Consider the following 18,430-nt stretch of genomic DNA (forward strand, 5'->3'; position numbering starts at 1 on the left):
CAACCCCGGCGGCGCTCAGGGCAGCTGGTCCGCGGTGAGCAGCGTACGCAGCCGGAGCCGCTCGGCCACCGGCGGCGGGCAGGTCGCCACGACCGCGGCGGTGCCGACCGGCTCCGCCCCGCTGTCCCGGATCAGTCGGGCGAGCGCGTCGAGTTGGGCGCCGGTGGCCACCCAGTCGTCGACGAGCAGCACCCGGTCGCCGGGGCCGAGCCGGCGGGCGTCCACGCCGATGCGCAGTCGCCGGCCCCGGTAGTCCGGCGGCGTCTCGGCCCAGCGCATCGGGCCGACCCGCCGTCGCCCACTGTCCTGCTTGTACGCCGGCAGGAAGCCGGCGCCGGCGGCCACCGCCACCAGCGGGCCGAGCAGCAGCCCGGTGACCTCGGGGGCGACCACGACGGTGGGCCGGGTGTCCGGGAACAGCCCGGCCAGGGCCGGTCCGATGCCGGCCAGCACCACCGGATCCCGCCACCAGCCGGAGCTGTCGCTGACCAGATGACTGCTGTCCGGACCGGGGTCGACCCAGCGGAACAGTTCGACCAGGCGTCGGCTCAGCACGTTCTTATCCTCGGCCACCGGCGCCAGGCGATGCGGCACTGGCCCCGGCCAGGGATCATTCCTCCGTTCGGATGAGGAATGTTCACACGAGCGGATACACGTATCGGGGTAAATATGGGCATAGCACCATGATCACGTTGACTTCGGAAGTGCTTCTCTCGTTACGGTCCAAGCCGGTTTGCTCCGCTGACGAAAGGACCGCGCGGTGGCTGGTAGGCACCTCCGTACCCGCAAGTTCTCCTCGCCCGCCGGCATCGCCGCCACCGCGGCCGTCGGCGTGGTGCTCGCCGTCGGTGGCACCGTCGGCGCGGTCCGGCTCACCTCCGGGGAGCCCGCGGCCGAGCCCGCCGTCGCCGAGTCCCTGCCCAGCGCCGTCGTTCCCACCTCGGCCACCCCGTCGCCGACCGCGTCCGCCACGCCGAGCGCGTCCGGCACGCCGAGCCTCAGCCCGTCGCCCAAGGCCACCCCGAGCCCGAAGGCGACCCGTACCCAGGCGGCCTCCCGGAGCCTGACCCGGACCGCGAGTCCGAAGCCCACCGCGAAGAAGACCACTCCGGCGCCGAAGGTCGTGAGCAGCGGCTCCTGCGGAGCGTCCTTCTACGACGAGGGTCAGATGACCGCGAACGGGGAGACCTTCAACCCGAACGCCATGACCGCCGCGCACAAGACCCTGCCGTTCGACACGAAGGTCCGGGTGACCAATCCGGCCAACGGCAAGTCGGTGGTCGTCCGGATCAACGACCGCGGCCCGTACGTCGACGGTCGCTGCCTGGACCTGTCCCGCGCTGCCTTCGCGGCGATCGCCTCGACCGATCTCGGCGAGGTGACCGTCCGGTACGAGGTCCTCGGCTGACCGGGTGACCGGGGGCGATCGTGCCGCCGGAGCGATCCGGCCGGGCAGAATACCGTCGGACGACGGGTCAGGTTCATTCACCCGTTCACGTCCATCAGGCATGCTGTCCGGTGTACGCACGCAAGCCTTCCAGTCGGGCCACGGCCCGCTGAGTCCCGGATCCCGCGCCGGCCTCGGCGCGGCCCTCGGGCTGCTCGCACTCGTCTCCGCCGTGGAGATCGCGGACGGCCCCAGCGCGCACTACATCGCGTTGATGGCCGCCGCCCCGGTCCTCGCCGCCGCGCTGGCCTCCTGGCGGGTCGTCCTCGGGGTGGGCGTCCTGGCCACCGGGGTCGGCGGCTCCTTCGCCCTCGTCGAGCCGACCATGTCGCTGGTCACCGCGGTCAACGTCGCGGGCATCGCGCTGGCCACCGCGATCGCCGCCGCCGTGGCCGCGGCCCGCCAACGCCAGTCCGAGCGGATCGCCGAACTGTCCCGGCTCGCCTCGGTCGCCCAGCAGGCGGTGCTCCGGCCGCTCGGCCCGCAGGTGGGCACCCTCGCGGTGGCCGCCTCCTACATCTCCTCCACGGCCACCGCGGTGATCGGCGGCGACCTGTACGAGGTGATGGACACTCCGTACGGCGTCCGCATGATCATTGGCGACGTCCGCGGCAAGGGGCTGGACGCGGTCCGGCTGGCCAGCATCGTCCTCGGCTCCTACCGGCATGTGGCGTACGAGCGGGCGGACCTGCGCGCCGTGGTGACCGACCTGGACCGGGCGGTGGCCCGCAACGTGGGCGACGAGGACTTCGTCACCGCCGCGCTGGTCGAGGAGCGGGGTGGCACGCTCACCATCGTCAACTGCGGGCACCCGCCGCCGCTGCTGCTGCGCGGGGGCGAGGTGATCCCGCTCGAACCCCCGGCGCCCGCGCCTCCGCTCGGCTTCATGCCGGTGGTCCGGCCCCGGGTGGAACGGCTCGAACCGGGCGACCGGCTGCTGCTCTTCACCGACGGGCTCGGCGAGGCCCGCCGGGACGGCGAGTTCTTCCCGACCGCCGACCGGGCGTGGCGGCTGCTCGGCCACGGGACGGTGGCCGACGGCCTGGCCTCGCTGGAGACGGCCCTGGTCGAGTGGGTGCACGGTCGGCTCGACGACGACATCGCGCTGGTCCTGATGGAATACACCGGCCCGGCCCGCGACGTGACGGCGCCCGTGCCGAGCTGGGAGGTCGGCGCGGCGGAGAGCTGAAGGTCACCTTTCGGCCAGCTCGTCGGTGGCCCTCCGCCCGGCTTCCCCGGCCCGGCGCAGGAAGTCGGCGATCACCTCCAGCTGGGCTTCGTCGTACCCGGCGCAGAGCTCATCCATCGCGGCGTTCATGCCCGCGTACAGGCGGAACAGCTCGCCGTTGCGCTCGCGCAGGGCCCGGACGGCCACCGAGCGGCGATCGGTGGCGTCAGGGTCCCGCTCGCGCACGATCCAGCCGCCCCGTTCGAGGCGGTCCAGGATGCCGGTCATGGTGGCCGGGTGCAGGCCCGCCCGGCGGGCCAGCGTGCCGGGACTGAGCGGCCCGTGCCGGGAGATCAGGTCGAGACAGTCCAGGTCCACGTCGCGCAGCGAGAGACGTACGCCGACCTGGTGGTTCAGCAGCGCGAGCTGGTTGTTCAGCTCCCGCATCGCCTCCTTGATCCGGGTGGCCGTCCGGCGGTGCCGCCGCGCGTCCGCATGTTCTACGGAACTCATATTGTTTGGACCTCGTATCAACTGTTACGGTTTCCATATCTTACGGGAGTCGGCCGCCTGAGGCGGTCGTCGACGAAGGGATGGCAGATGCGGCTCACGATCTTCGGGGCCAGTGGCGGGATCGGACGTCACCTCGTCGCCCAGGCGCTGGCCGCCGGTCACGACGTCACGGCGGTGGTGCGCGATCCGGCCCGGCTGCCCGATGCTTCCGCGCGCGTCGTCACCGCCGACCTGTCCGCAGCCGATCCGGGGGCGCTGCGGGCGGCGGTCGCCGGCGCCGACGCGGTGCTGTCCGGCCTGGGCCCTCGGTCCGCGGCCGACGCCGGCGTGGCCTCCCGGGGCACCCGGGCGGTCGCGGAGGCGATGACCGGGGCGGACGTACGACGGATCGTGGTGGTGAGCGCCGCGCCGGTCGGCGTGGTCCCAACCCCCGGGCGGCCCCACCCGCCGCGCTACGACGAGGGCGACGGTCCCCTGATGCGCTTCGTGCTCGGGCCGGCGATCCGGCGGGTGTTACGGCGCCACTACGCCGACCTGGCGCTGATGGAGGAGGAGTTGCGGGACGGTGTCCTGGACTGGACGGTGGTCCGGCCGCCGCGGCTCACCGACGGCCCGCTGACCGGCGGCTACCGCACGGCGTACGGGCGGAACATCCGGGGCGGCCTGAGCGTGTCCCGGGCCGACGTCGCCCACCTCATGCTCGCGCTGCTGGACCGGCCGCAGTCCGTCCGGCAGACCGTCGGCGTCGCTCGCTAGGGCCGGTGTGGCCGGAAGCTGAACCGGGGGTGTGTAATCGCTGTCACTTCGGTGATCGGGTTGTCGTTGGCTACCGGTGAGTAATAGAGTCTCAGTTACTGATCGGTAATATCTGTCCGGAAGCGGGGCCAGCGAGCATGACCCACTACAAGAGCAACCTTCGGGACCTCGAGTTCAACCTGTTCGAGGTCTTCGGGGCGGACCGGACGTTCGGCCACGAGCCGTACACGGACCTGGACGTCGACACCGCCCGCAGCTTCCTCTCCGAGGTCGACCGCCTGGCCCGCGAGGACCTGGCCGCCAGCTACTCGGACAGCGACCGCAACCCGCCGGTCTTCGACCCCGCGACACACACCGCCCCGCTGCCGGAGTCGTTCAAGAAGTCCTACCAGGCGTTCATGGACGCGGAGTTCTGGCGCCTGGACCTGCCGGAGGCCCTCGGCGGCACCAACGCCCCGCGCGCCCTCTGGTGGTCGCTCGCCGAGTTGGTGCTCGGCGCCAACGCCCCGATCTGGATGTACGCCTCCGGCCCGTCCTTCGCGCACGTGCTGCACGTCGAGGGCACCGAGCGGCAGCAGAAGTGGGCCAAGCTCTTCATCGAGAAGCAGTGGGGCTCGACCATGGTGCTCACCGAGCCGGACGCCGGCTCGGACGTGGGCGCCGGCCGGACCCGGGCCATCCCGCAGCCGGACGGCTCGTGGCACATTGAGGGCGTCAAGCGCTTCATCACCTCGGGTGAGCACGACCTCTCCGACAACATCGTCCACTACGTGCTCGCCCGCCCGGTCGGCGTGGCGGGCGTCGGCGGCCCGGGCACCAAGGGGCTGTCCCTCTTCGTGGTGCCGAAATACCACTTCGACGAGGAGACCGGCGAGCTGGGCGAGCGCAACGGCGTCTTCGCCACCAACGTCGAGCACAAGATGGGCCTGAAGGTCTCCAACACCTGTGAGATGACCTTCGGCGAGCACGGCGTCCCGGCCAAGGGCTGGCTGCTCGGCGACAAGCACGACGGCATCCGGCAGATGTTCATGATCATCGAGTACGCCCGGATGATGGTCGGCACCAAGGCGATCGCCACCCTCTCCACCGGCTACCTGAACGCCCTGGAGTACGCGAAGAACCGGGTGCAGGGCGCCGACCTGACCCGGTCGACCGACAAGACCGCCCCGCGCGTGACCGTCACCCACCACCCGGACGTGCGTCGTTCGCTGCTGCTGCAGAAGTCGTACGCCGAGGGCCTGCGGGCCCTGGTCTGCTACACGGCCACCTGGCAGGACAAGGTCGCCATCGCCGAGGCGGCCGGTGACGAGAAGGCCACCAAGCTGGCCAAGCGGGTCAACGACCTGCTCCTGCCGCTGGTCAAGGGCGTCGGCTCCGAGCGGGCGTACGAGCTGCTCGGTCACGAGGCGCTGCAGACCTTCGGCGGCTCGGGCTTCCTCCAGGACTACCCGCTGGAGCAGTACGTCCGGGATTCCAAGATCGACACCCTGTACGAGGGCACCACGGCGATCCAGAGCCTCGACCTGATCTTCCGGAAGATCGTCCGGGACAACGGCAAGGCCCTGCTGGCGGTGGCCGGTGAGATCCAGGAGTTCATCGCCTCCGAGGCCGGCAATGGTCAGCTCAAGGAGGAGCGGCAGGCGCTCGGCAAGGCCCTCGCCGAGATCCAGAACATCCTCGGCGTGCTGACTGGATGGCTCGGCGAGGCCCAGGGCGGCGACGCGCGGGCCCTCTACAAGGTCGGCCTGAGCAGCCGCCGGTTCCTGCTGGCGGTCGGCGACCTGGTGGTCGGCTGGCTGCTGCAGAAGCAGGCGGACGTGGCGTTGCAGGCGCTGGCCGGCGAGGTCTCCGCCGCTGACAAGGCGTTCTACACCGGCAAGGTGGCCGCCGCCCGGTTCTTCGCCCGGGAGGTGCTGCCCCGGATCGGCGCCGACCGGCGGATCATCGAGGGCGCCGACCTGGAGATCATGGACCTCCCGGAGGAGGCGTTCTGATCCCCGTGGGGTGATCGGACCGGTTTGCTGACGAACGGCGGCCGGCGAGCGGGTGGCTCGCCGGGCGCCGCCGTTTGTTTCGCGGCCCGGCCGGTAGGCCGGCCGCCTGACGGGTAACCGTCGCGGACCACGACCGGACACGCCCAAGGGCCACCGCACGGGGGAGTGCAGCGCACATGGGCATTGGAAGCGGAATCTTTCTGATCGCCGTCGGCGCGATCCTGACCTTTGCTATCCGGGCCAACGTCTGGTGGATCGACCTGCGCGCGGTCGGCTGGGTGCTCATCCTGGCCGGGCTCGCCGTCCTGCTCACCACGCTCTGGTTCTGGCAGGACCGGCGCAAGCGGGCCCGCACGCTGATCGTGGAGGAGAACCGGCTCTCCCATCCGACCGCGATGATGCCGCCGCCGCCCGATCCGCCGCCGCCCACGGCACCACCGTCCTGACCGTGGTCCCGGCGGACCAGTGCCCGGGACCGGTGCCAAGAGGGGGCCCCTTCGCTACGCGAGGCGTTGAGAAGGGGCCCTTCCCTGCGCCTCAGCCGCGGGCGGTGTGGCGGGCGGTGATGGGCGCGCCACCCGGTCCCAGGTTCGTCCAGCTGGTGGTCAGGAGGTGCACCGCCAGGTCGTGGTGCGCAGCCCGTCCGGATCCGCCCCCTCTGGGTCGAGTAGCGCCGAGAGCAGCGAGATGCCCGGGTTGTGGCCGATCAGCAGCACCGTGCCAGTCTCCGCCGGGACCGCCCGGACCAGCGTCAACAGGTCCTCCGGCTGCGCCTCGTACGCGGTCGCCGCGTAGCGCACCACCGGCGACGACCCGGCCGGTCCGCCCTCCGGCGGGGAGCCCGTCATGCCCAGCGCCACCCCGTGCCAGGTCTGCCGGGTGCGCCGGGCCGTGGAACAGATCACCACGTCCGGGAGGAGGGTGTGCCGGGCCAGCCAGGCCCCCGCCGCCGCCGCGTCGGCGTGCCCCCGCGCGGTGAGCGGACGCTCCGCGTCGGGGACGTCCCGGTACTGCTCGGCCTTGGCGTGCCGGAGCAGCACCAACGCGTGCTGCTGGTTCCTGCCCTCCGTCATGCGCCCAGCTTGCCTGATTGGCGATCGGACCGCCTGGGTAAGTCGATGCGTGCCGCTACCTCAGCCATGGCCGCGGCGGTAGGAAACGCCAGCAGAACGCCAAGGAGGCGACGTCATGGGCATCGGTGCCAGCATCTTCCTCATCGCGCTGGGCGCGATCTTCGCGTTCGCCATCGACGCCAACCTGGGATGGCTCAACCTGAACGTCGTGGGCTGGGTGCTCATGCTCGCCGGCGTCGTCGGGCTGCTCACCACGCTCTACTTCTGGAACAACCGCCGCCGTACCGTGGTCGCCCGGCCGGTCCGGGAGCAGGTCGTCGCCGAGCCCGTGGTGCCAGTGCAGGACGACCGGGTCGTGCGCGAGGAGTACCGCGAGGTGCGCCGCCCGGGCTACCCGGCCTGAGCCACCCCGAGATGGTCGAGGGCCCCGCGCCGCCGCGGGGCCCTCGCACCGTTTCCCGGGTGGCGGGTCCGGCGCGGCGTGGTCAGGCGAAGAGGGCGAAGTAGATCGCGACGTGGTGGCAGATCGCCGCGACCAGGGTGCAGGCGTGGAAGAACTCGTGATGACCGAAGACCGTCGGCCACGGGTTCGGCCGGCGCAGCGCGTAGAAGACCGCGCCGACGCTGTAGATCGCGCCGCCAACGATCAGCAGCACCAGGGCGGTGACCCCGCCGGCGTGCAGGATCTGCGGCAGCATGGCCACCGCGACCCAGCCGAGGGCCAGGTAGAGCGGCGCGGAGACCCAGCGCGGGGCGTGCGGCCAGATCATTTTCAGCGCCACCCCGAACAGGGCCCCACCCCACACCAGGCCGAGCATGACCTCGGCCGGGCGAGGATCGAGCAGCAGCGCGCAGAACGGGGTGTACGTGCCGGCGATGAACACGAAGATCATCGAATGGTCCATCCGGCGCATGATCTGGTAGCCGCGCTCGGACCACACCCGACGGTGGTAGAGGGCGCTGGTGCCGAAGAGACCACACACGGTCAGGCTGTAGATCAGACAGCTCACCAGGGGTGCCCAGCCGGGGCGGGCCGCCGCGATGGAGCAGAGCACGATGCCGCAGACGAGCGCGGTGAAGAACGCGTAGGTGTGCAGCCAGCCGCGCATCCGGGGTTTACCGATGTCGACCGGCTTGAGCCGAAGCGGTGCGGAGGTCACGCCAATAGGCTACGGCACCGTAGGTTACCTGCAAGTAGTGTGGACCGTCACGCCGCCTGAACGGTCGGCGGACGCTGGCGGACGGCACGATCCGCGAGGATGGCCGGATGCGGATCAGACTCGTCGGCGCGCACGCCCTGCTGCTCGACTGCGACGACCTCGACCAAGTCCAGGCGTGGCGGGCCGAGCTGTGGCGGCGGCGGGCGGCAGGTGAGCTGAGCGCCGTCGAGATCGTCCCCGCGGCGGCCACCGTGCTGGTCGACGGCGTACCGGACCCGGCGGCGGCCGCCGCGCGGATCGCCGGGTGGACCCCGCGGGCCGACGCCGCCCCGGCCGACGCCGCCGAGGTCGAGGTCCCCACCGTGTACGACGGAGCGGACCTGCCCGTGGTCGCTGAACACTGGGGCGTCGACGTGCCGGCCGTGGTGGAGCGGCTGCGGCGTACCGAGTTCCGGGTGGCGTTCTGCGGGTTCGCGCCCGGGTTCGCGTACCTGACCGGGCTGCCCGCGCAGCTGGCCGTGCCGCGGCTGGCCACCCCGCGTACCCGGGTGCCGGCCGGGTCGGTCGCGCTGGCCGGCCCGTACGCCGGGATCTACCCGACCGCCTCGCCCGGCGGCTGGCTGCTGGTCGGGCGGACCGACCTGGTCCTCTTCGACGTGCGGGCCGACCCGCCGGCCCGGCTCACGCCCGGCACCCGGGTACGGCTGGTCGCATGATCGAGGTGCTCCGGGCCGGTGCCCTTACCACCGTGCAGGACCAGGGCCGGCCCGGGTACGCACACCTCGGCGTGCCCCGCTCCGGCGCGCTCGACCCGGCCGCGTTGCGCCTGGCCAACCGGCTCGTCGGCAACCCGGAGACCGCCGCCGGGCTGGAGATCACGCTGACCGGCTGCGCGCTCCGCGTCACCCGGGCCGTCACCGTGGCGCTCACCGGCGCCGAGGTGGACGTCCGCGCCGACCGGCGGGCGGGGGACGTGGGCCGGCCACTGTCGCTGCCCGCCGGGGCGGTGCTGCGGATCGGTCCCGCCCGCGTCGGGCTGCGTAGCTGGCTGGCCGTCTCCGGCGGGATCGACGTGCCGCCGGTGCTGGGCAGCCGCGCCACCGACACGCTCTCCGGCCTCGGCCCGCCCCCGGTACGCGACGGCGACCGGCTGCCCCTCGGCCGGCCCGCCGGTCACCCCGCCCCGGTGGACGTCACCGCCGGCCCGGCCCTCCCCGACCGGCTGCGACTGACCGTCCGCCCCGGCCCGCGGCACGACTGGTTCACCCCCGCCGCGCTGGACCTGCTGTTCACCACCGCGTACGCGATCAGCCCGGCGAGCAACCGGGTCGGCGCGCGACTGGTCGGCGCGGCGCTGCCCCGCGCGGTGGCCGGGGAACTGCCCAGCGAGGGCCTTGTCCTCGGCGCGGTGCAGGTGCCGCCCGACGGCCAACCGCTGATCTTCCTGGCCGACCACCCGACCACCGGCGGCTACCCCGTGATCGGGGTGGTGGACGACGTGACGCCGCTCGCGCAGGCCCGCCCAGGGACTACGGTGACGTTCCATGGACCTCAACGCTGACCTCGGCGAGGGATTCGGCATCTGGCGACTCGGTGACGACGAGGCACTGCTGGACCTGATCACCTCCGCCAACGTCGCCTGCGGCTTCCACGGTGGCGACCCGTCCACCATGCACCGCGTCTGCGCCGGCGCCGCCGAACGGGGGGTCGCGGTCGGCGCCCAGGTCGGCTACCGGGACCTCGCCGGCTTCGGGCGGCGGCACATCGCGTACGACTTCGCCGAGCTGCGCGACGAGACGATCTACCAGCTCGGCGCGCTGGACGCGTTCTGCAGGCTGTTCCGCACGCGGGTCCGCTACCTCAAGCCGCACGGTGCGCTCTACCACGCGGCCGCCGGCGACGAGGCGCAGGCCGCGGCACTGGTCGCCGCGGTCAACCACTACGACGGCGAGCTGCCGTTGCTCTGCCCGCCCGGTTCGGTGCTCGCCCAGCTCGCGGCCGGCGCGGGCCTGCGGGTGGTGGCCGAGGGCTTCGCCGACCGCAACTACCTGCCCAACGGCTCCCTGGTGCCCCGCAGTGCCGCGAACGCGCTGGTCACCGACCCGGAGGAGGTGGCCACCCGGGCGGTCCGGATGGCCACCGAGCGGACCGTGGTCGCGGTCGATGGCAGCGTCGTCCCGTGTGCGGTCGAGTCGATCTGCCTGCACGGCGACACCCCGGGCGCGGTGCGCTGCGCCGAGCTGGTCCGAGCGGCCCTCATCGACGCCGAGGTAACCCTCCGCCCGTTCGCCTGACCGCCGTTACCCGGCACCGGCGTCAAGATCCGCGCAACTTCAGGGAACGAGTCCCCTCAGCCCGCGAGGAGGCGACGGTTTCCGGGAAACTGCGCGGATCTTGAGCAGAAATCAGGCCTCGTCGAGGCCGCGGAGGACCAGGGGGAGGCGGGTGGTGCCGCCGTCGACCACCCGCAGCGGTACGCCCCAGTCCTGCCGGGTCAGGTGGCAGGCCGCGTGCTCGACGTCCGCGTCACAGGTGGCCGCCTGGGCGGTCACCTGGAGCACGCCCTGCGCCACGTCGCCGTTCACCACCAGCCGGCGGGACAGATCCATGGTCGTCCCGGCCCCCTCGACCAGCAGCTCGGGCGGGGAGGCCGACACCACCAGCCGGGTCGACGGGCCGTAGGTCTCGTCCAGCTTCTGCCCCGGCGCGGGCGTGAAGATCACGTCGAGGGTCAGCTCGCCGGCCGCCACGTCGGTGGGCTTGCGCTCCAGCTTGTGCCGCGGGCCGTCCACGGTGCTCGCGCCGGCCGCGGTGAGCGCGCCCGGGGCCAGCCGGGTCAGCCGGTGCGCGGCCGACTCGACCACCAGCACCTCGCCCTCGGCGGTGAGCACCACGTCGCTCGGCTCGGCCAGCCCGTCCGCCACCGTGGCGACCTGGTCGGTCGCCGGGTCGAAGCGGCGCACCGCGCCGTTGTACGTGTCGGCGATCAGCACCGAACCGTCGGGCAGCGCGCAAACCCCCAGGGGGTGCTGGAGCAGCGCCCGGTCGGCGGGGCCGTCGACGTGCCCGAAGTCGAAGAGGCCCTGCCCCACCGTGGTGTGCATCACCCCGTCCTCGACGTACCGGACCGCACTGGTCTCGCTGTCGGCGATCCACAGCCGGGTGCCGTCGACCGACACCGAGAGGCCGGAGGGCTGGGCCATCCAGACGTCCGGCAGCGGGCCGTCGCGCAGCGCCTCCACCGTCGTGCCGGCGTACATGCCGGCGGTCCGCTTGATCGGGTCGAACCACCAGAGCTGGTGGATGCCGGCCATGGCGATGACGACCTTGTCGTCGTACCAGGCGACGTCCCAGGGCGAGGAGAGGTCGACCGCGCGCGCGTCGTGGGCGTGGTCGTCGACCGTCGAGCGCCACTGCCGGCCGGTGCCGGCGACCGTGACCACCTCGCCGGTGGCCAGCTTCACGCCGCGCAGCAGGTGGTTGACGGTGTCGGCGACGACCAGGTCGTACCCGGCCACCTCGGCGATGTGCGCGGGCAGCAGGCAGAGCCCCTGCGGCTCGGAGAAGGTGGCGCTGCCCGCCGGGCCGTCCGTGTGGCCGCGGGTACCGGCGCCGATCCGGCGGAGCACCTGCTCGCCGTCGGGGGCCAGCTCGACCAGGGAGTGCCGGGCCGAGTCGGAGACCAGCAGGTTGCCGCCGTCGAGCACCACGGCCTTGCCGGGGAAGCGCAGCGCGGTCTCCGGCTCGGCCGGCGGCACGTACGGACCCTCGCCCCGGTGCAGGGTGCCCTTCGCCTCGTGGGCGGCGATCAGCTCGTCGATCAGCCGGGCCAGCCCCTCGGCGTGTCCCTCGCCGGCCATGGTGGCGACCACGTACCCCTCGGGGTCGACCACCGAGAGCGTCGGCCAGGCCTTGGCCGCGTACTGCTGCCACATGTCGAGGTCGGGGTCGTCGAGCACCGGGTGGTGCACGCCGTACCGCTCGACGGCCGCCGCCAGCGCCGCCGGGTCCTTCTCGTGCTCGAACTTCGGCGAGTGCACGCCGATCACGACCAGGACGTCACCGTACTTCTCCTCGAGCGGGCGCAGCTCGTCGAGCACGTGCAGGCAGTTGATGCAGCAGAAGGTCCAGAAATCTAGGACGGTTACACGACCTCGAAGGTCGGCCAAGCGGAGGACCTTTCCGCCCGTGTTCAGCCAGGCCCGGCCCCGCAGTTCGGGGGCGCGTACGCGTGCGCTCATGACCCCATCGTGCCGCACCATCGGCCCCCAGCCCGCGCGACGGGGCGGCGGGAGAGGCGAACGCGACACCGCCTCGCCGAAGGTCAGCACGGCGGACGTCGTCCGATACCGGCCGTTACGCAGTCGGTAGACCTCCGGAGGGCCGACGGGCCGCGACAGGTCGCCGGTCGCAACTAGCGCGGTGTGGTCGCGATTACGGCACGGCTCGCCGTGCTCGACACGGCGGACGATCACGGTCGTAAGGCTGGCCCGGACCACGACCGCCGGGTAGGCGTCGTCGCCGACAACAATCGTCGCGGGTGAGCCAACGGCCAAGCGAAGGCTCTGGGGCGCGGGGATCTGGACGGCGAGGGGCATAAGCGACAACGTAGCCGTGGGCGGCGACAGATGTGGGCCCAGCGCCTCGCCGAGATCGCGGCCGAGGTTCTAGTCCGAGCTCTCCTCGGCGAGGTCCGGGCGGTGCTCCCTGATCCATCGCTCGACGTCGGTCCGCCGCCATATCTGGCCCATCTTCAGGACTTGGTATGGCGGCGGGAAGTCGCGCCGGGAGGCGATCACACCGGCACGCGCCCGCGACACGAGGTCGGTCCTCTGCCCGTGACGGGGGCTCCAATGTCCGACGGGAGCCCCCGTCACCTAAGGCGAGACGCGTGGCTGCGTCTAATCGCGCCGAGTGGGGCATAGACGGGCGGGGCAGGATGCCTGTACTCCGTTGTCCACAGGCCGCCTCGGGCGCTTGCCCCGGGTAGCTCCAGTTGCACCTAACCGTCACAATCCGGGGGTGCGTTTGAACTGGCTGCGCGGTCTTGACCTGTGGGTGGTTGTCGCCACCGTCGCGGGCATCGGAACCCTCCTCGCCGCGCTCGCGATGACCTCGGACGGTCTCGGCGACTGGGGTGCCGGAGTGCTCGTCAACATCGGTGCGTCGGTGCTCTTGATCGTGCCGGTGTACATCCTGACCAAGCGCTTGGACAAGCGGATCGAGCGCGTAGGTTCAGAGACCCGATCCAGCGTTCAGGCCCTAGCGGATCGCGTCGAGACCTTTGAGCAGGACGTGGAGCGACGAATTGAGGATGTGGCAGCCTCGGTGGCGGCCCAACTGGAGCAGGAGCGCCACGAGGACAAGGCAGCCTTCACTGCACTCGGAAGCGCGCCGTCCCGAGATTCCGTGCTTGAAGCGCTGCGCCGTGCGAATGAGCTTGGGTTGATATCGCAGAGGAGAGGGCCACGCGTGTGCGTTTCGGACGCCTGGCGCATCTTCGTTCGGATCGACTTTAACGAGGCTCCGGATAGGTACTTTGACGAGGAGGAAGTCAGCTTCACCCTAGAGACGTTCGACGGGAACATGTTGGCAGTCGTTCTGTGGCCTGAGGACCAGGACGTCGAGGCGGTCATGGTGAAGCTCGGCCGCTCCCTGCTACGGGAGACCTCGGGCGAACAGTTGGACGTGAGGGGGCTCTTTGAAGGGATGAGCCGGGCGCTGTCAATTGCTCAGACCGATCCGGAACGCCGGCCGATTTGGCAAGTCTGCCCCCCGCAATGGGTCGTGACTGAACATGGCATTCACACCTACGGCGGCGCTCCTTACTACGGCGCTGCCACCCGGGCCCTAGAGGGGAACGCTCGTCTGGCGACACATATCGCCGAGAAGACTTGGGTCGATCCTGACTCGTTGGACGACGCGGTCGCAGTCGCTCTGGCTCTGTCGAAGCCGTAAGGAGCGCCCGCCGTTCGGAGCGGCTTCACTCGACCTCCATGCCCGTACAGACAGCGAGGCGCTATGCCGCTTCGGTGAGGGAGGGGGCCGAGGGGGGAGTCACCCCCCCCCAGGGGATCACGCTGCGTTGTCGTCGCTGGTCGCGAGGTCGCGGCGAAGCTTCGCGAGGAGGTCGCGGGCCCAGCCTTCCCGGTCCTGGGCGGGCGGGATGCCGTGGGCGTAGCCGGACCGGTTGGGTAGGTGCCGGTAGCAGGCGGCGACGGGACGGCCGTCGACCAGGACCACGCCCGAGGACGCGGACCGGCACGGACGGCGAGGGCCGCCGACTGGCATCGGAAGCCAACCTCACGGCGGACACGACGGGCGAGGGACAGTCGGCGGCGGGTGCGCCGGGTCGGCGCGGGGGCGGCGGGGCTGGACACGGGAGGGCCTTTCGCGAGGAGGGGAGCGGGTACGGCGAAGGCCCCCGGGGTCGGTTCCCGAGGGCCCTCGCGTCGATTCGGTCAGTCGTCGGCGGTGCGCCCGACGTCGGCCTCGGCGGCGGCGAGTCGGGACCGCTCCAGGGCCAGGGCGCGGGCCTCGCGCTGGATCTCAGTCGCGCCGCTCCCCGTGATCCGGGCGGCGTCCTCCTCGCCGAGGCCGTAGCGCTTGGCGGCGTCCCGGACGAGGTAGGCCCGGTCAGCGCGGGGTTGGTTGGCCCTCGCCCGCTGCGTCTCCTCGGCGGCGGCTACGGCCCGGGCGATCCGGTCGCTGATGTTGTCGGAAACCGCCACGGTCAGGCCCCCTCGGCGTACGGGTCGACCACGATGCGGTCGGCCGGGATGCCCGTCGCGACGGCCTCAATGTCCTGCCACGCCAGCGGGAGTCGGACCGACCGGCCGGGGTAGTTCACCGGATCGGCCTGGCGGATCGCCCTCGCCCGGCGGTCGATCGCGGCCATCTGCTCGGGCGTGGCGCTGCGGCGCATCCGCCGGACGTTGTCCAGGGACACGATCGCCTGCGTCAGGGCCTCGGCCTCCTGGTACGCCTGGCGGGCCTCGCGGAACGCACGGGCGGACGTCGCGGCGGCCTCGGGGACGCGGGCGGCCAGGATCGGGCGCAGCGCCTCGTGGTGCTCGGGGGTCACGGCCTCGGCCGCCTTCACGGCGGCGTACGCGCGGTTGCGGGCGGCCCGGACACGCATCTCGCCCTGGCGGGTCTGCTCCTCGGCGACGTCCTGTGGGATCGCGGCCGGAACCTTCCGGCCGTCCCGGATCGCGGCGGCGATCGCGGCCCGGTTCGCCGCCAGGGTGTCGCCGATCGCGTCGACCTTGTCCCGCTCGGCCGAGGTCTCGGCATTCGCGGCGTCTAGGGCGGCGAACGCTTCCCGCACGGCGGGCGGACAGGCGGGGTCGTCCAGGACCCACGCGGGGATCGTCCAGTCCGGCTCTACCAGGTCACCAATACTGGTCGGCACGTTGTCTCCTCGGGTGATTGCGACCCCCGCCAGGCCAGTCCTGGCGGGCGATCGGGGCGGTCAGGGGGTACGGGCTAGGGGCGCGGCATACGGGCGGTCTCGGGCCTCGTCTCGCCAGGAATGGCGACCAGGCGGAAGACCCACTCGCGACGGCGAAGGTCGGGGGTCGGCTTGTAGCGGCAAACCGCGATCCCCAGCGCGCCGAGGTTGGCCAGGGCCCAGCGGACATAGGTCGCGGCGGCGGCGGGACTCTCGGCGGCCGGGCTGTCAGGGATGTGCCGGCGGAACAGGCCGAACAGGTGGCCCGTGTTGGCCCGGAACTCACCGCGTCGGCGTAGGACCTCCTCGGCGATCAGGCGGGCAACGTCGGGGTCGGGCGGCGTGTGGGTCACGGGCGGGGCTTCCGGGTCGGGTGGCGGCAAGGGCAGGTCACGCGGGGGATGCCGTCGGCGTCGCGGTCACGTTCCGCGTCGGCTGGCGGCACTGTTCGCAGCGTCGCCCTCGCGCGGCCTACCGGTCGTCGTTTAACAGACCGGCCCCGGCATGTCTTGCAACGAGAAGACAGCGTGCCGAGACGGACTGGGGCTAGAGGACGCAGCGGCCCGGCCACGTGGCTCGTGAATGAGAGAGTCGGGAGTGTGGACCCCTTCGAGGAACAGGCCGCCGCAATCAAGGCCAACCCGGATCAGTACCGGGAGCTTGACCGGCTGACGTGTGACTGTTCCAAGCCACACACCACGATCGCCGTCCTGTACGCCGCTGAGGGCGGTCAGGTCTGGTTATGGACGCCTGCCGGGCGAGGCGCAATGAATCGCCCCGATCAGCCAGCAGACGGCCCGCTCGTGCCAGGGCGGTGGCCGCCGCGTGCGGTTCCGCTCCCGCGCCGTCCGGGCGATGTTGCCCACTCGGCGCTCGCGATCTGTTCCCGTTGCCGGCGCGGGTTCTTGCTGTTGCCCGGGGTCGGCAGCATCCAACACATACGCCTTGGCGCGCCGACCTGGGCGCGCGTCGCCGAGTAGGTGCCGCGCCCGGGGTACGCTTCCCGTAGAACTTCATGCCTGACCGGGATCGGCGAACCTGACTCGCGTGCCTTGGCCGCCGCGAGGTTGACCCCAAGGGGGTTGCTTCGCCGTGCCTGTATTCGAGCCGTTCCTCACTGCCGGGCCGTGGGCACTGGTCGCCGTCGGGCTGATCTACGCCGTGCCACGTCTCATCGTCGCGTTGGTCGCGCTGTTCAGGGTGCCCCCGGACAAGCTGCCGGCCGTCCTGCGCGCGCTGGCCGAGCTGTTCCGCTTCCGGCGGTAGCGACCCTGTCGGGCCGTTCGAGCGCGTCGCCGATTGGCCCCACCTTCGCTGCGAGGGCGGTCGCAGAGGTTCAGCCGATGCTGAGCGAGGTCGAGCGGGCGCAGCCGCCATGATTCGCACAAACAGTCAAACCATGACGAGGTGTGAGCGTTTGTCCGCCGCAGTCTGGCACTGACTGGCATCGGCGGAGCTAACTACCCGTCGAGGCCTAATGCGTAGAGATGATGACGCGCAGCCAGCGACGGCCAACTTGACCTCGCGTCCCTTACCGTCTGCAATGGATGTAGCAGGGATCAGGGCGTAAGTCGCCTACAGGTTGGGTCCGACTACCAGGGCCTGGCAGAGGAAGGCGACGATCGCGAGTCGTGCAGAGGAGGGCGTCCAGAATCGGGTGCCACGGCTATGACGCCCACGCGGGCTAGGCTCGCTCCGGCGGCGAGGAATCGCTTCCACTCCACTGTGGTCATCAGTGCCCCAAGCGGGGCGCACGAGAGACCGAAGGGAGGTGATCAAGTCGAGCCGGAGGAGGAAGCCCCAGGGCCTAGGGAGGCCCCAAATCCTGCAAGCCAGCTCAAGCAAGTGGCAGAGCAGGGGGACAGGGGCAGCGATTTTGCTGCAAGTGACGTACTGGGCGCTGAAGCTGGTCAGCATCTTGACCGACTTCACGCGGGGTGGGCCCGCCTAACCCATCGGGTAGGCGAACCCACGCCAGCGACTACAAGCCGTCGCCATGAGTTTCCAGGCCCTAGGCGACTGGCCCTTGTAACAGGGTGTATCGCGGAGCGCTTTACAACGCGTTACATCCTCGAGTGTAGGTCTCTGAAGGAATGAGTCAACGCAGAGGGGGGGATTTCTTTCCCCTCTGCGGAAGACTGGCGGCCGGGGGCGGCGGTGCTGTCGCCCCCGGTTTTGCCTAGTCAGCCATCAGATGTGCCAGCGCGGCGGTCCGCCTGGGCGATTGTGGCGGGGGTCTTGTCCTCGCCCGTTGGCAGGGGCGTCAGCGCGGGCGGAACCGGGCGAGCTACGGGCTGCGGCGAGGCGGTCGCCTGGGCGGCCTCGGGCGGCGCTACGGCCGCCGGGCGGTCCGCCGGGTCGCAGCCCGGCCCGCGTCGGTCAGCGTGGCGACCGTGCCAGCGCGGACATGGTCACCAGACCGTGCCGGGCGAGCGCGGCGAGCGTGGCCGGGGAGATCGTTCCGGCGTAGACCATGCCGGCCGGGTCGTAGGATGCGGCGCGTAGCGCGGAACGCTGCGGGCGGGTCACCGGGTCACCGCCAGCGCCTCGGCGAGGGTCGCGATCGGCACGCCGTACAGCTCGGCCGTGACCGGCTCGAACAGCGCCGCGCAGTCGCCGACGGTCACCAGGGCGTCCGCAGAGGCGACGGCGTTCAGGTCGTCAGCGACGACCGAGACCAGGTCGTCTGGGTCGATCGTGTCGGCGACGGTCGCCGAGGTCACTAGGAAGCCTGCGGCGAGCAGGGCGGCAGTCGCGGCGGCCAGCTCGGCGGCGCTGTGAGCGGCGGCGGCGAGGTACAGGCGGGTAGGGTTGGGGGTCATGGCGGAAGCTCCGTTTCCGTCTAGGGCCCTGGTCAGCGGCGGAA

21 protein-coding genes and 1 pseudogene are annotated in these 18,430 nt (G+C 71.8%); 11 read left to right on the top strand and 11 right to left on the bottom strand.

Annotated elements, in window-relative coordinates; all coding sequences use genetic code 11:
- Positions 1 to 15 precede the first annotated feature (15 nt).
- The gene (locus FXF52_RS03950; RefSeq protein ID WP_148793856.1) at positions 16 to 555 is read right to left on the bottom strand and encodes a phosphoribosyltransferase family protein; all 540 of its coding nucleotides are present in this window, start codon (positions 553 to 555) and stop codon (positions 16 to 18) included.
- Between the two features lie 205 nt (positions 556 to 760).
- Between FXF52_RS03950 and FXF52_RS03955 the strand changes: the two genes are divergently transcribed.
- Both FXF52_RS03955 and FXF52_RS03960 read left to right on the top strand, forming a co-directional pair.
- A complete protein-coding gene (locus FXF52_RS03955; RefSeq protein ID WP_148793857.1) occupies positions 761 to 1,408 on the top strand; it encodes a septal ring lytic transglycosylase RlpA family protein in 648 nt (215 codons plus the stop codon).
- Positions 1,409 to 1,508: 100 nt separating this feature from the next.
- Positions 1,509 to 2,636, top strand: coding sequence for a PP2C family protein-serine/threonine phosphatase (locus FXF52_RS03960; protein WP_148793858.1), 1,128 nt, complete (start codon positions 1,509 to 1,511; stop codon positions 2,634 to 2,636).
- 3 nt (positions 2,637 to 2,639) lie between these two features.
- Here FXF52_RS03960 and FXF52_RS03965 read toward each other — a convergent pair whose 3' ends face one another.
- Entirely contained in the window at positions 2,640 to 3,128 is a 489-nt protein-coding gene (locus FXF52_RS03965) for a MarR family transcriptional regulator (protein WP_148793859.1), read from the bottom strand.
- Between the two features lie 87 nt (positions 3,129 to 3,215).
- On the opposite strand from FXF52_RS03965, the gene FXF52_RS03970 reads away from it, so the two are divergent.
- From FXF52_RS03970 to FXF52_RS03980, 3 genes are all read left to right on the top strand, one after another.
- Complete coding sequence (locus FXF52_RS03970; RefSeq protein WP_148793860.1) at positions 3,216 to 3,884, top strand: NAD(P)-dependent oxidoreductase; 669 nt, start codon at positions 3,216 to 3,218, stop codon at positions 3,882 to 3,884.
- 137 nt (positions 3,885 to 4,021) lie between these two features.
- The gene (locus FXF52_RS03975) at positions 4,022 to 5,878 is read left to right on the top strand and encodes an acyl-CoA dehydrogenase (protein ID WP_148793861.1); all 1,857 of its coding nucleotides are present in this window, start codon (positions 4,022 to 4,024) and stop codon (positions 5,876 to 5,878) included.
- Between the two features lie 176 nt (positions 5,879 to 6,054).
- Positions 6,055 to 6,324, top strand: coding sequence for a DUF6458 family protein (locus FXF52_RS03980; protein ID WP_073835076.1), 270 nt, complete (start codon positions 6,055 to 6,057; stop codon positions 6,322 to 6,324).
- Between the two features lie 91 nt (positions 6,325 to 6,415).
- Here the strand turns inward: FXF52_RS03980 and FXF52_RS03985 are convergent.
- A pseudogene (locus FXF52_RS03985) lies at positions 6,416 to 6,951 on the bottom strand (histidine phosphatase family protein).
- A gap of 115 nt (positions 6,952 to 7,066) precedes the next feature.
- Between FXF52_RS03985 and FXF52_RS03990 the strand changes: the two are divergent.
- Positions 7,067 to 7,354, top strand: coding sequence for a DUF6458 family protein (locus tag FXF52_RS03990; protein WP_148793862.1), 288 nt, complete (start codon positions 7,067 to 7,069; stop codon positions 7,352 to 7,354).
- A gap of 82 nt (positions 7,355 to 7,436) precedes the next feature.
- Here the strand turns inward: FXF52_RS03990 and FXF52_RS03995 are convergent, their stop codons facing one another.
- Complete coding sequence (locus FXF52_RS03995) at positions 7,437 to 8,060, bottom strand: hemolysin III family protein (RefSeq protein ID WP_148794061.1); 624 nt, start codon at positions 8,058 to 8,060, stop codon at positions 7,437 to 7,439.
- Positions 8,061 to 8,218: 158 nt separating this feature from the next.
- Here FXF52_RS03995 and FXF52_RS04000 point away from each other — a divergent pair, with 158 nt between their 5' ends.
- The 3 genes from FXF52_RS04000 to FXF52_RS04010 are packed head-to-tail and all read left to right on the top strand — an operon-like array spanning position 8,219 to position 10,405.
- Complete coding sequence (locus FXF52_RS04000; RefSeq protein ID WP_148793863.1) at positions 8,219 to 8,827, top strand: allophanate hydrolase subunit 1; 609 nt, start codon at positions 8,219 to 8,221, stop codon at positions 8,825 to 8,827.
- Positions 8,824 to 9,672, top strand: a complete 849-nt coding sequence (locus tag FXF52_RS04005) for a biotin-dependent carboxyltransferase family protein (protein WP_148793864.1) — start codon at positions 8,824 to 8,826, stop codon at positions 9,670 to 9,672. The genes FXF52_RS04000 and FXF52_RS04005 overlap by 4 nt, the downstream gene beginning before the upstream one ends.
- Positions 9,656 to 10,405, top strand: a complete 750-nt coding sequence (locus tag FXF52_RS04010; RefSeq protein WP_148793865.1) for a LamB/YcsF family protein — start codon at positions 9,656 to 9,658, stop codon at positions 10,403 to 10,405. The genes FXF52_RS04005 and FXF52_RS04010 overlap by 17 nt, the downstream gene beginning before the upstream one ends.
- 111 nt (positions 10,406 to 10,516) lie before the next feature.
- Here the strand turns inward: FXF52_RS04010 and FXF52_RS04015 are convergent, their stop codons facing one another.
- Positions 10,517 to 12,352 (bottom strand): NHL domain-containing thioredoxin family protein, encoded by a 1,836-nt coding sequence (locus tag FXF52_RS04015; protein WP_148793866.1) that lies wholly within the window; start codon positions 12,350 to 12,352, stop codon positions 10,517 to 10,519.
- 781 nt (positions 12,353 to 13,133) lie between these two features.
- Between FXF52_RS04015 and FXF52_RS04020 the strand changes: the two genes are divergently transcribed.
- Positions 13,134 to 14,069, top strand: coding sequence for a hypothetical protein (locus FXF52_RS04020; protein ID WP_148793867.1), 936 nt, complete (start codon positions 13,134 to 13,136; stop codon positions 14,067 to 14,069).
- A gap of 117 nt (positions 14,070 to 14,186) precedes the next feature.
- Here FXF52_RS04020 and FXF52_RS41460 read toward each other — a convergent pair whose 3' ends face one another.
- The 4 genes from FXF52_RS41460 to FXF52_RS04035 form a co-directional block, all read right to left on the bottom strand.
- On the bottom strand, positions 14,187 to 14,354 hold the full coding sequence (locus FXF52_RS41460) for a hypothetical protein (RefSeq protein ID WP_187413314.1): 168 nt from the start codon (positions 14,352 to 14,354) through the stop codon (positions 14,187 to 14,189).
- Between the two features lie 218 nt (positions 14,355 to 14,572).
- On the bottom strand, positions 14,573 to 14,842 hold the full coding sequence (locus FXF52_RS04025; RefSeq protein WP_148793868.1) for a hypothetical protein: 270 nt from the start codon (positions 14,840 to 14,842) through the stop codon (positions 14,573 to 14,575).
- Between the two features lie 2 nt (positions 14,843 to 14,844).
- The gene (locus FXF52_RS04030; protein WP_148793869.1) at positions 14,845 to 15,525 is read right to left on the bottom strand and encodes a hypothetical protein; all 681 of its coding nucleotides are present in this window, start codon (positions 15,523 to 15,525) and stop codon (positions 14,845 to 14,847) included.
- A gap of 74 nt (positions 15,526 to 15,599) precedes the next feature.
- Positions 15,600 to 15,917: a hypothetical protein gene (locus FXF52_RS04035; protein ID WP_148793870.1), complete on the bottom strand. Its 318-nt coding sequence runs from the start codon at positions 15,915 to 15,917 to the stop codon at positions 15,600 to 15,602.
- A gap of 739 nt (positions 15,918 to 16,656) precedes the next feature.
- Between FXF52_RS04035 and FXF52_RS41465 the strand changes: the two genes are divergently transcribed.
- Positions 16,657 to 16,830, top strand: a complete 174-nt coding sequence (locus FXF52_RS41465; RefSeq protein ID WP_187413315.1) for a hypothetical protein — start codon at positions 16,657 to 16,659, stop codon at positions 16,828 to 16,830.
- A 1,113-nt stretch (positions 16,831 to 17,943) separates the two neighbouring features.
- Here the strand turns inward: FXF52_RS41465 and FXF52_RS41470 are convergent.
- Positions 17,944 to 18,093 (bottom strand): hypothetical protein, encoded by a 150-nt coding sequence (locus FXF52_RS41470; protein WP_187413316.1) that lies wholly within the window; start codon positions 18,091 to 18,093, stop codon positions 17,944 to 17,946.
- Positions 18,090 to 18,386: a hypothetical protein gene (locus FXF52_RS04040; RefSeq protein WP_148793871.1), complete on the bottom strand. Its 297-nt coding sequence runs from the start codon at positions 18,384 to 18,386 to the stop codon at positions 18,090 to 18,092. Before FXF52_RS04040 ends, FXF52_RS41470 begins: the two co-directional genes overlap by 4 nt.
- Between the last annotated feature and the right edge of the window lie 44 nt (positions 18,387 to 18,430).

The sequence above is a fragment of the Micromonospora sp. MP36 genome (genome assembly GCF_008119785.1).
GTDB lineage: Bacteria > Actinomycetota > Actinomycetes > Mycobacteriales > Micromonosporaceae > Micromonospora.